Origin of the sequence: Anaeromassilibacillus sp. SJQ-1 (assembly GCF_046693725.1) — a bacterium.
Lineage (GTDB): Bacteria > Bacillota > Clostridia > Oscillospirales > Acutalibacteraceae > Anaeromassilibacillus.
In genome coordinates this window covers 56304-67500 of record NZ_JBKEIV010000004.1, presented here as the reverse complement: position 1 = coordinate 67500, position 11197 = coordinate 56304, and the positions used below count along the sequence as shown (strand labels likewise).

The 11197-nt window shown below is 48.8% G+C and carries 8 protein-coding genes and 2 pseudogenes (1 of these 10 running past the window's edge); 2 read left to right on the top strand and 8 right to left on the bottom strand.

Translation table 11 applies throughout. From position 1 onward, the window contains the following. Nucleotides 1-235, bottom strand: the 5' end (the start) of a protein-coding gene (locus ACGCCZ_RS00575; protein ID WP_054325028.1) for a DUF998 domain-containing protein. Its footprint begins 386 nt before the window's first position; only the first 235 of its 621 coding nucleotides appear in the window; the start codon lies at nt 233-235; its stop codon lies beyond the left edge, outside the window. Beyond that, nucleotides 222-461 carry an AbrB/MazE/SpoVT family DNA-binding domain-containing protein gene (locus ACGCCZ_RS00570; RefSeq protein ID WP_054325027.1) on the bottom strand — a complete coding sequence of 80 codons (240 nt, stop codon included), beginning with the start codon at nt 459-461 and terminating at the stop codon, nt 222-224. The genes ACGCCZ_RS00575 and ACGCCZ_RS00570 overlap by 14 nt, the downstream gene beginning before the upstream one ends. A 225-nt stretch (nt 462-686) precedes the next feature. On the opposite strand from ACGCCZ_RS00570, the pseudogene sleB reads away from it, so the two are divergent. Beyond that, nucleotides 687-1365, top strand: a pseudogene (gene sleB, locus ACGCCZ_RS00565) (spore cortex-lytic enzyme). A gap of 178 nt (nt 1366-1543) precedes the next feature. Here the strand turns inward: sleB and ACGCCZ_RS00560 are convergent. From ACGCCZ_RS00560 to ACGCCZ_RS00540, 5 genes and pseudogenes are all read right to left on the bottom strand, one after another. Continuing rightward, nucleotides 1544-3031 carry a TasA family protein gene (locus ACGCCZ_RS00560; protein ID WP_411655037.1) on the bottom strand — a complete coding sequence of 496 codons (1488 nt, stop codon included), beginning with the start codon at nt 3029-3031 and terminating at the stop codon, nt 1544-1546. Between the two features lie 475 nt (nt 3032-3506). Beyond that, a pseudogene (locus ACGCCZ_RS00555) lies at nt 3507-4945 on the bottom strand (MATE family efflux transporter). Then, nucleotides 4933-5403, bottom strand: a complete 471-nt coding sequence (locus tag ACGCCZ_RS00550; RefSeq protein ID WP_054325024.1) for a MarR family winged helix-turn-helix transcriptional regulator — start codon at nt 5401-5403, stop codon at nt 4933-4935. Before ACGCCZ_RS00550 ends, ACGCCZ_RS00555 begins: the two are co-directional and overlap by 13 nt. A 1817-nt stretch (nt 5404-7220) precedes the next feature. Continuing rightward, complete coding sequence (locus ACGCCZ_RS00545; RefSeq protein WP_085534397.1) at nt 7221-7733, bottom strand: hypothetical protein; 513 nt, start codon at nt 7731-7733, stop codon at nt 7221-7223. A gap of 885 nt (nt 7734-8618) precedes the next feature. Beyond that, the gene (locus tag ACGCCZ_RS00540) at nt 8619-9023 is read right to left on the bottom strand and encodes a VOC family protein (RefSeq protein WP_054324925.1); all 405 of its coding nucleotides are present in this window, start codon (nt 9021-9023) and stop codon (nt 8619-8621) included. Nucleotides 9024-9230: 207 nt separating this feature from the next. Between ACGCCZ_RS00540 and ACGCCZ_RS00535 the strand changes: the two genes are divergently transcribed. Continuing rightward, nucleotides 9231-10130, top strand: coding sequence for an AraC family transcriptional regulator (locus tag ACGCCZ_RS00535; RefSeq protein WP_054324926.1), 900 nt, complete (start codon nt 9231-9233; stop codon nt 10128-10130). A gap of 701 nt (nt 10131-10831) precedes the next feature. On the opposite strand, the gene ACGCCZ_RS00530 is transcribed toward ACGCCZ_RS00535, so the two are convergent. Then, on the bottom strand, nt 10832-11191 hold the full coding sequence (locus ACGCCZ_RS00530; protein ID WP_411655035.1) for a hypothetical protein: 360 nt from the start codon (nt 11189-11191) through the stop codon (nt 10832-10834). Nucleotides 11192-11197 lie beyond the last annotated feature (6 nt).

Here is an 11197-nt window from a genome sequence, read left to right as displayed (position 1 = left end):
TTGATGTGTATGCAATCGCAGGATACAACTGAAATGTACTGATGAAAACCACAAGGCCAAAAAGTACTAACCACCCATTGTAAAGGACATGTAAAGGCGCTTTTGAATTGCCTAAAACACTCATAACTTGCGTCAAATGGCGATACCCCTTATAAGATGGCGCCAGCAGAAAGGGGATTAGCAAATCCATCGCCAGAAGGAAGGGCAGGATGCCCAAGAGGTTACTCTTCACCATCGGCTCCTCCCTTAAAATGCCCCAAGCCTTTCAAGATTTTTACGGCAACCTCCTCCATAACATCCGCTTTTACAACGGCTATTCCCTGCTTCTCATCGCCCAACACCAGCAGCGTATCCCCGGGATTTATGTTGAATATCTCCCGTGCCTCCTTCGGAATCACGATTTGCCCGCGCTCTCCGACTTTCACTGTTCCAAATATGTGCTTTCCCTTCGGCATCGTCATTGTATGCATCTCCTTTAATTCATATTTTTCATATTTACATGAAAAGTATATAGTATAACTACAAAAATGTCAATCTATCCGGATGAGCGTTACAGCAGCGTAGCTTTTCAGAGTGAACGATGAAGTTTTTGTGTTACTTTCCGGCAGATGGTCATTCTGCCTAGTATATATCGGCACTCCATGGAAACAATCCTAACAATGGAAATTTCTGTGGGAGGCCACAATATGAAAAACAGTTTGAAATATCTTTGGCGTATCCTGGTGATTCTGCTGGTCAATGTGCTGATTATCGCATTGGTCGGCAATTATGGGGGCAGCGTGCAGACTCTCTCCAAGGTGGGTTCCACCGGTGAAGAGGTCCGGCAGATCCAGACCAAGCTCAAAGAATACGGCGTCTATTCCGGCGAGGTAGACGGTATCTATGGATCACAGACCAAAAAGGCCGTAATCGCCTTCCAAAAATACAACGGTCTTGCAGCGGATGGAATTGCTGGAGAGCAAACACTCCGCAAGATGGGGATTTCCTCCGGAGCTGGACAAGGCGGATTCAGCAGCAGTGACGTCGATCTGCTGGCAAAAATTATCTCTGCGGAGAGCCGGGGGGAACCCTACCAAGGGCAGGTGGCCGTCGGCGCGGTTATTTTAAACCGTATAGAACACCCCTCCTTCCCCAACACATTGGCCGGTGTGATCTACCAGCCGGGAGCCTTTTCCTGTCTATACGATGGCGGTGTCAACGCACCCGTGGCGGATTCGGCTTATCGGGCGGCACGCGATGCGATCAACGGCAACGACCCATCCGGCGGTGCTGTGTACTACTACAATCCCGCCAAATCGACCAACAAATGGATCTTCTCCCGTCCGGTGATCACCGTGATCAGGAAGCCATCGATTCTGTTCGTAGGCGATGCTCCAAGCTTAATGCAAAAAGGCGGCTGCGGTCTCATTAGAAACCACAGCCGCCTTTTCTATATTATCTGTGTGTAAGGCTCAGAATCAAATGGCCGTTTGGTATTATAGAGCCATCTTCACACATTTTCGCCATTTCTCCAAAGATGAGCGGTACCTCCACTGTATGCAGACTACTCCACCTTTTTAAAGGTGGCTTTTACTGTTACGTTGTTTTCAGGCATTTGAAAGGTAAAGGGACTGGTTGCGCCTTGGGCGATTATTTGGTTCTGGTCCTCCGTATTGACAATTAAAATATTATCCAGTTCATAGCCAGTCTTAGGCTTTGCCGTAACTTTTATCGTTTGTCCTGCTTTGGCCTTAGCTTTATTGATCGTAAGGCTTCCGTTTTCTAGCGGCGCTACCTTAATCCTGTAAGTCTCGCTCTCTGCTTTGTTACTGACAAAGGATATCTGTATTTTGACATCGCAATCCGGCATTACAAACGTTATAGGGCTAGCCGTACTTTCATATACCACTTGACCGTTCTCGTCCATTACCAAAATCTTCTCCAGCTCATAACCCGAAGAGGGGTTTGCCTCCACCTCTACCTCCTGTCCTGCTTTCGCCTTGGCTTTACTAACGATTACACTGCCAGAGCCAGTACGCTCCAAGTGGATCTGATGGGCTATCGCTTCGGTTGTATCCTTCGTGAAGGATATTTGAATTTCGACGTCAAAATCGGGCATTTCAAAGCAGAAGGGACTTGTCATACTCTTATATATGACCTGACCACTTTCGTCCGTCACCAAGATGCTTTCCAGTTTGGATCCAGCCTGGGGTTTTGCGGTAACTTCGATCTTTTGCCCTGCCTTTGCTTGGGTTTTATTGACGGTTATGCTCCCACTTCCAGAATGATTCGTATGAATGGTATGCAATTCGGTATTCTGGTCCGTCTGAAGTGCATTGACCAATAGGCTTCCATGGAAGTGCTTTCCTTGATATCGGTTATCCACATCTTCTGGAAGATAACCAGCAATTACATAGGTAACTTCCATGCCTGCGCCCAAGCGAGTTTCTGGATGATACAAGCTGACTTCGTCCTCTGCTGTGTTCGGGTTTAAGTTGACCTGTTCTACCCGCTCCCAACGGTCTCCATTCAGGCAATAGACATAAATCTTCAGTACGTCCTCCAATCGATTGGAACAGGGGACCTTGTTGTCTTTATTCCAATTGACTGTCTTATGATCGTTGCTTAGGGAGATATCCTCTTCCCCAGGACAGTCCGGCGTCTCCTGGAGCGCCATACTCAGATGTAGATCTACCGGCAATGTACCATCGTTTTGGATAACCACGGGCTTAAAATACGAAGGTATGGGCATGTAATCGTCTTCTGTCAGTCCCAATGAACCGTTTTCAACATTATTGACCCAATCTTCTGTTCCATTGTCCTGCAGCTCGTTATAGAAACGGTTATACTGCATGGGACGCAAATTTTTAAATTCCAGACTTGTAGCTTGCTTTTCCCCCGGCTTGACATGGATGTCCAGTACACCGGCGGTAAATCCCGCCTGTACTGCCTCCGTATCGGTAAACCAGGCCATCGTACCTCCTGCCAAAATACCAAGTACCAGAAGTATGGAAATCGCCGAAAGGACCACTCTGGTTTTTTTCGTCTTCATCGTTTTCCTCCTATTCCGTTTCCAACTCTCAACGATCGGCCCTGCACATCCTGTGAGGGAGATGGCAAATAATCCCTCATTTCTATGTCCATTATAACACTTTCTTTCCAAATGTTACATTCACTTTTGCTCCAAGATCTCTTGTCCTTCCATTCTATTGTTTAGTATATTGATACAAGTGAACCGGTCTTTTTGTATTATTTATAAATCAATATGTGCAAAATAAATTAATAACCATATTACCGAAAATTTAAAACTCCACAAACGTATACGATAGGGATTTGTGGATAGCTGTCCGTTCATGTCTCCTATTACAAAACAAATAAGCTAAAGGGCGCGGCGATAGGGATGTCCGCCTCATTTGCTGGCGGTCGTCAATTGACGCGTCTCTACCACAAATAAGCAAAGGTAGGACCGAATCGGGCTTTTGAATCCGATTCGGTCCTACCTTTTGAGAAACGTGTATTCGCTTTATTTAACACCCATGGGCAGGCTCCCCGGCAGCCCCTGCCGGCGCCCTTTGGCCCTTTGTCTCTGTAATCCAACGATTCAGACGCCGCATCTCAAATACAACAAAAACCGCTACAACCACGCCGGAACCCAAGTCCGCGATCGGACCTGCATATAGAACACCATCCAGCCCCATAAAGACCGGCAGGATTACGATCAACGGCACCAGCAAAATGACCTGGCGCATCAAGGAAAGGATGGAGGCCTTTACCGGCTGTCCAGTCGCCTGGAAGTAGTTGGTCGATACCACCTGGAATCCCGCACAGAATACCGCCCCGAGGTAGATACGCATGCACTTGACTGCAAAATCCGTGAAATTGGCATCCGCAGAACCGAAGAGCTTGAGGATGATCTCCGGGAATAACATACAGGCGGCCCATCCCACAATGGACACAACAGTTGCAATGACCGCAGACAGCCGATACGTCTTTTTAATTCGCTCCGGTTGGCTCGCCCCGCGGTTAAATCCGAGAATGGGCTGAGCGCCGATGCCAATACCAATACAAACCGAAACCAAGATCATGCTCAGTTTCATCACAATCCCCATGGCGCTGAGCGCAATGTCCCCGCCCACAGCGCTTTGATCGCCATAGAGCACCAGGGTATTATTCATGACAATCTGCAACAGAGTGGAGGCAAGCTGTGTGATGCAGCTTGACATTCCCAAGGCCACGGTCCGTGCGATGATGGCACCATCCGGACGCAATGCCTCTTTACGAAGCCGCATAGTCTTTCCCCGGCGAAGAAAATACCAGGTCAGCATAATTGCCGAAATGATCTGCGAAGTAATCGTCGCAATCGCAGCTCCGGTGACTCCCCAGTGGAACACAAAAATGTAAACCGGGTCGAGGATCGTATTCAGTACAGCGCCAATCAACATCGAATACATGGAAAACTTCGGGCTGCCATCCGTACGGCACAGGTTCGACAGCCCCACACCCAACATATTAAATGGGGTGCCGAGCAGGATGATGGACGCATATTCTTTCGCATACGACATATTGTTGGGCGTCGCACCGAATACCTTTAAAATTGGCTCTAAGAAGATCAGGCCGATTGCGGCGCACACCACACCGATTACTACCAACAGGGCGAACACATTACCCAAGGTCCGCTCTGCTTCCTTCTCCTTTTTTCTCCCAACTTAATAGCCGCGTAGGAACTGCCACCGGCACCCAGCAGGGTTGACACCGCCAAAACAATCGTAACGATCGGGAAAGCCACAGTCGTGGCGGCATTGCCCAAGTAGCCAACGCCCTGACCAATAAAAATCTGATCTACGATGTTGTACAGCGCATTCACCAACATGGAGATCACCGCAGGGAGTGCAAACTGCTTTAGGAGTTTTCCAACCGGCGCATACCCCAAGGGGTTCCCCAATTTTTGTTCGTTCACTTGTTCCATTCGTTTTCCCTCTTTCCTTTCAAAAGCGAGATCCGCGCATAGGCATTTTCGGCCATCCGCTCCAAGAGCTGTTCCGCCAGTGCACACTCCTCCTCCGTCATTCCCTGCGTGAGGGCGTCCTGCCAAGAACGAGACGCTGCCCTTGTGGCTTTGAGAAGTGGGCCGGCCTTTTCCGTGACGAATAACTTACGCAATCTCCGGTCCTCCTGATCGGCTTCAACACGGATATACCCGGCCTCTTCCAACTTGTGCACAGCACGGGCAGTTGTCCCCTTATCAAAGTATCCGTTCTGCGCCAATTCCAACAGGGTAATCCCGGGCGCCTGGGCGATGTTCACCAGAAAAAATTGTTGTCCACTTCCGATGGAAAACGGTGCCAGCTCGTTGTCATAGAAAATTTGTCCCATACGGTAGGCAACGGAGATATGTTTGCCGATTTGCCGCTGCTCTCTGTCCATTGGTCCGTCCTCGCTTTTCCAAAATTCCTTGCATACGCAACAATTTTCAGTATACTGCAACTTCCTTGCATATACAACAATCCAATACGACAAAAAAGCCTCTTTTCTACGCCGGTATTTTGTCTGCTATCCCATAGAAAAACTTCCAGCGTACAGTGGGAATTCGTGTTCCGGAGTATCCACAAAAAATTAGAGCAAAGGTCCACTCTTTCACATCCAGGCACAGGCCACACTCTTATATGGCCTACAACCCCAAAAGCAGTCGATTCGAACTCCCCCTTCCTTCTTTTACGAGCGCTCTTTACTCCCCCACCTCGAATAAACGCCCCATTCCCGGGCAAGGAACTACGCCGGCGCATGGTCTTACACTCCGCGGTATCTGAAAAACAACAATCTTCGAACCCTGGTATTCCGGGTGTATATCCGTTCATACTTACCCCGTCTTGGAAGGTGGACTTTCCCGGGCAAGAAACTATGACCGGCGCGTGGTCTTACCCCCCGCGATACCTGAAAAACAACAATCTTCGAACCCCGGGGTTCCGGGTATATATCCGTTCATACTTACCCCGTCTTGGAAGGTGGACTTTCCCGGGCAAGAAACTATGACTTGTGCATGGTCTTACACCCCGCTGTGCCTGAAAAGCAGTGATCTCCGAACCCCGGGGTTCCGGGTATATATCCGTTCATACTTACCCCGTCTTGAAAGGCAGACTTTCCCAGGCAAAAAGCCATAACCGGCGCATGGCCTTACACCCTGCTGTGCCTGAAAAACAGTGATCTCCGAACCCCGGTATTCCGGGTATATATCCGCTCATACTTGCCCCGTCTTGGAAAGCAGACTTTCCCGGGCAAGAAACTATAACCGGTGCATGGCCTTACACCCTGCTGTGCCTGAAAAACAACAATCTTCGAACCCTGGTATTCCGGGTGTATATCCGTTCATACTTGCTCCGTCTTGGAAAGCAGACTTTCCCGGGCAAGAAACTATGACCGGCGCACGAACTTACACCCCGCTGTGCCTGAAAAGCAGTGATCTCCGAACCCCGGGGTTCCGAGTGTACATCCATTGATACTTGTCCCATCTTGGAAGGCAGAATTTCCCGGGCAAGAAACTATAACCGGTGCATGGACTTACACCCCGCTGTGCCTGAAAAGCAGTGATCTCCGGACCTTGGTATTCCGAGTGTACATCCATTGATACTTGTCCCATCTTGGAAGGCAGACTTTCCCAGGCAAAAAGCCATAACCGGCGTATGAACTTACACCCCGCTGTGCCTGAAAAACAACAATCCTCGAACCCCGGTATTCCGGGTATATATCCGCTCATACTTGCTCCGTCTTGGAAGGCAGACTTTCCCGGGTAAAAAGCTATGACCGGCTCATGGCCTTACACCCTGCTGTGCCTGAAAAACAACAATCCTCGAACCCCGGGGTTCCGAGTGTACATCCATTGATACTTGTCCCATCTTGGAAGGCAGAATCTCCCGGGCAAGAAACTATGACCGGTGCATGGTCTTACACCCCGCGATACCTGAAAAACATCTATTCCGGACAGGAAAGCGTGATCCGCTGTATTGGTTCCTATTCCGCACCATCGTTTCTTTCAACATAGCAGAACAGGAAATCTGGACCTTCTTTTCCCTCTTCTATCCCGTATAAATCATTTTAAGATACTAAAAAGATAAAAAAATAATGGATAAGCTACTTCACCAGTAAATCCTCTCCCTATTCTGACTGTAGTAAGCCAAAAGAAGGCCCCACCACAGATCATCTGCGATGGAGCCTCTTTTTGTACAGGGGTACGTTTTTTAAGATTTTTATGCGATGTCTACCACAGAGATGCCGTATGTGAGTGTACCGGTATAATTGCCAGGCTTTACATTGAAGGCAATGACCGGCTTCACAGTGTAAGTTTCTTTGCCATCGCCAGTAAAGGAAACAATCTCCTGGCCATTCATCTGATCCTTTTCGCCGGTCGTCTCAAGGGTTCGACCGTCCGGTGTGACAATCTGATAGCGCATGGTGCCACGAGTCTCCGGATCTTCCAGAACCATCTGGTTGCGATAATAGTCCGTGCCGGCGATCGTGACGGAAATTTTCTGATCTTCGCCGAGGTCCTGTACATCCTCCGCAAGCACTTCCACATCCGTGCCTTCCTGTTCCATGGTCACATGAGCGGGAATCGTAATGGTATAGCTCGGGTCATTGCGCAGAGTAAACTGGAATTCCGTAGAAGCGCTGTCCTTTACAGTCTCTTCTGTGGCAAATGCAGTCGCCGTCGTTCCAACACAGATGGCCACCGCCAATAAAAAAGCAGCTGTTCTTTTCATTCCTGAAATTCCTCCTAAAGGCCGCGCAGGGCGCGCTAGATTTGTCTTTATCATACCGAATCGGACAGGCCCCGTGGTTCAGAAGGCTTTAATTTTCTGTAAAATCTATGTTATTCATTCTGTTCTGGGCTCATTCGCCCAGCCCACACAAGCACCTTCGTGTTTCTGTCCACTTGCGGGCTAGAAGAGATCGGTCTAAATCGACTTTACTCAAGCTGGACAAGCACTTTGTGTGTCCAGGCAGCCCCCTTTTTCATACAACCCCCTTTCAACCTATAGGCGCAAGGCCGGATGTCTCCATATCCTTTGGTAGACTTCTCCCTTTTGTTACAATATGATTCAACCCTCCTATTTAATAGTTCATGTTGTATTTTAGGCATTATAAACTCTTATGATCACACTTGAAACCCATACATTTTTATATTCTTTCTATCGAAACAAATCGATAGCTGATGAATATGCGTCCAAAATTCAATTGTTTTATTAGGGAAATCCTATGTAAGAGCGCATATTTGTGGAAATTCCGGAGTCTGATACAGGAATCCTTAACAGAAAGGGCCGAGGTTGGCCAGGCTTCCATAGGGTGGAAACCGCCTGTGTTTGGATTTCACGGAACAATCTTTTCAAATACCAAATGTAATCAGTCATGTCTGCCTAAAAATTTTTGAATTCCGAGAGTACGGAGGCAGCTGTCATGACACGTACTGTCATTTTTTCTACACAACTTTGCAAAATACAAAAGGACGCCCCGTTTCCGGCCAATGTGCCGGTTGCTGGGCGTCCTTTTCGAGTTCTTCTTGTTATGTGTTTGGGCGGCTTCTTTGTCAACCGAAAGTCCCCCGCTTTTTCTTCCATGGGAAGAGCGCTCTTAGACGATTACACAAATCATTCCGGGAGTTTTGTGATCTCCACACGGTTCCCATCGGGGTCCAGGATACACGCCTCATAATACCCGTCGCCGGTCTGATGTGGCTCCAGCAGTACCTTCCGCCCTTCTTCATGAGCGCGCTTGGCCAGAGCATCCACCTCATCCTTTCCACCCACTGCAAATGCAATGTGGGTCAAGCCCAACGCTTCCTGCCCGGGTTTATACGCGCTCTCCGGGATAGTGGGCATCTCCATCAGCTCCAACCGGCTTCCATCTCCAAAGGTCAGGAAATACGACTCGAAATTCGCATGAAACTCGGATTTACTTTGATATTTTGCCCCTGCTTTTCCATCAAAATAGGAACAATAAAAGTCCTTCATCCCTTCCAAGTTTCTTGTCCAGATGGCTACATGTTCCAACATGGGGGTTCCTCCTTTACAATGTGCATCGATTTCAATGCTGGTTTAGGCGACTCTATAGCTGCGCCACCCAGCGTCAATTTGTAGGCCTCTTTCATTCTATGGGCTTTGCTCTATTGATAGTATAGCGCAAAAAGGCCCTTGTTTCTTTTCAAAAAGCGCCATATACTATAACAAAAACGACCGATCAGAAAGGAGGAAAACGATTCTATGCCGGTTGCAAAATGTCCACTCAAGATAGAAGATAACCGCATGGAGCGCCAACCGTTGCGTGACTCTCTATTTGCCTGTTGTGCTTATCATGGAGATGTGCACGATTACATAGGCGCTCAGATTCCACCGCACTGGCACCATGAATGGGAAATCTTCATGCTTGATGAGGGAGAAATTGAGGCCGCCGTCTCTGAGACGCAGTTCTCTTTGCAGGCTGGACAGGGAATTTTCATCAACGCGGACAAGCTTCACCGAATCCGCTGCTTGACCGAAAAACCCTGTCGGTATCATTCGATGGTCTTTGACCCTTCCATCATTTCCGGGGCAGTCGGAAGCGCCTTTGACATCAAGTACACGCGTCCTTTTCTCGAGAATGGTCCACCGGCCCTCGTGCTTTTGCCCGAGGAACCCTGGCAAAAGGGGGTATTCGACGCCTTTGAAGAGGCTTTTTACGCCTGTTCGGACGAACCCTACGCCTTTGAATTTACGGTTCGGCATGCGCTTTCGCAAATTCTTATACGGATTCAGCAGCATACGGGAGAAATAGTTGCCACTAGGCCGCCAGCGTTGCGCGAGGAACGTTTAAAACAGATGATCGTCTGGTTGGATAGTCACTATATGCAGCCCTTCACCCTGCGCGCACTGGCCCAGGCAGTCCACTTTTCTCCACGCGAATGTGAACGCACCTTTGAGCAGCTCCTCCACACTACGCCGCAGAAATACCTTTTGCGGCGGCGTATCCTGGCTGCAATGAGCCTCCTTGCACACCAGAATCTCCCCGTGATAGAAGTTGCCGCCTGTTGTGGGTTCTCCAACCACAGCTACTTTTCTAAACAATTCCGTGCTGCAACTGGTTATACCCCGCGGGAATATCGTTCCAAATGCCAAAAGGTATAGAATCAAAACCATTGTAGGGCATGCAAGGCCGTTCTTCTGATTCCGGACTTAAATGCTATAGGGGGCAAACCGGTTTGGCCCGTTCGTAGCGAGTATTCCCTTTGCGTTTTCCACAAACAGGCCAAAATAGTGAAAGACAGGTTCCTGCACCCGGTCCGATTGCAACCGCCCAGGCATACAAAAAGGCTGCTGGAACAACCGCCCACAGCAGCCTGATTCCTTCCACGTTATTTCCCTTGCACGACCATAATCTTCTCTTTGCGTTTTCCACAAACAGGCCAAAAATAGCGGAAAACAGGTTTCTGCGCTCAGTCCGATTGCAACCGTCCAGGCATACAAAAAGGCTGCTGGAATAACCGTCCATAGCAGCCCGATTCCTTCCACGTTATTTCCCTTGCACGACCATAGTCTTCCCTTTGCATTTTCCACAAACAGGCCAAAAATAGTGGAAAACAGGTTTCTGCGCCCGGTCCGATTGCAACCGTCCAGGCATACAAAAAGGCTGCTGGAACAACCGCCCACAGCTGCCTGATTCCTTCCGCGCTATTTCCCTTGCACGACCATAGTCTTCCCTTTACATTTTCCACAAACAGGCCAAAAATAGTGGAAAACAGGTTTCTGCGCCCAGGCCAATTGCAACCGCTCAGGCATACAAAAAGGCTGCTGGAATAACCGTCCATAGCAGCCCGATTCCTTCCACGTTATTTCCCTTGCACGACCATAGTCTTCCCTTTGCGTTTTCCACAAACAGGCCAAAAATAGCGGAAAACAGGTTTCTGCGCCCAGGCCAATTGCAACCGCTCAGGCATACAAAAAGGCTGCTGGAATAACCATCCATAGCAGCCCGATTCCTTCCACGTTATTTCCCTTGCACGACCATAGTCTTCCCTTTGCATTTTCCACAGGCAGGCATAAAATAGTGGAAAACAGATTCCTGTGCCCAGGCCAATTGCAAGCACTCGGGCATACAAAAAGACCGCTGGAACAATCGCCCACAGCAGCCTGATTCCTTCCGCGCTATCTCCCTTGCACGACCATAGTCTTCCCTTTGCGTTTTCCACAGGCAG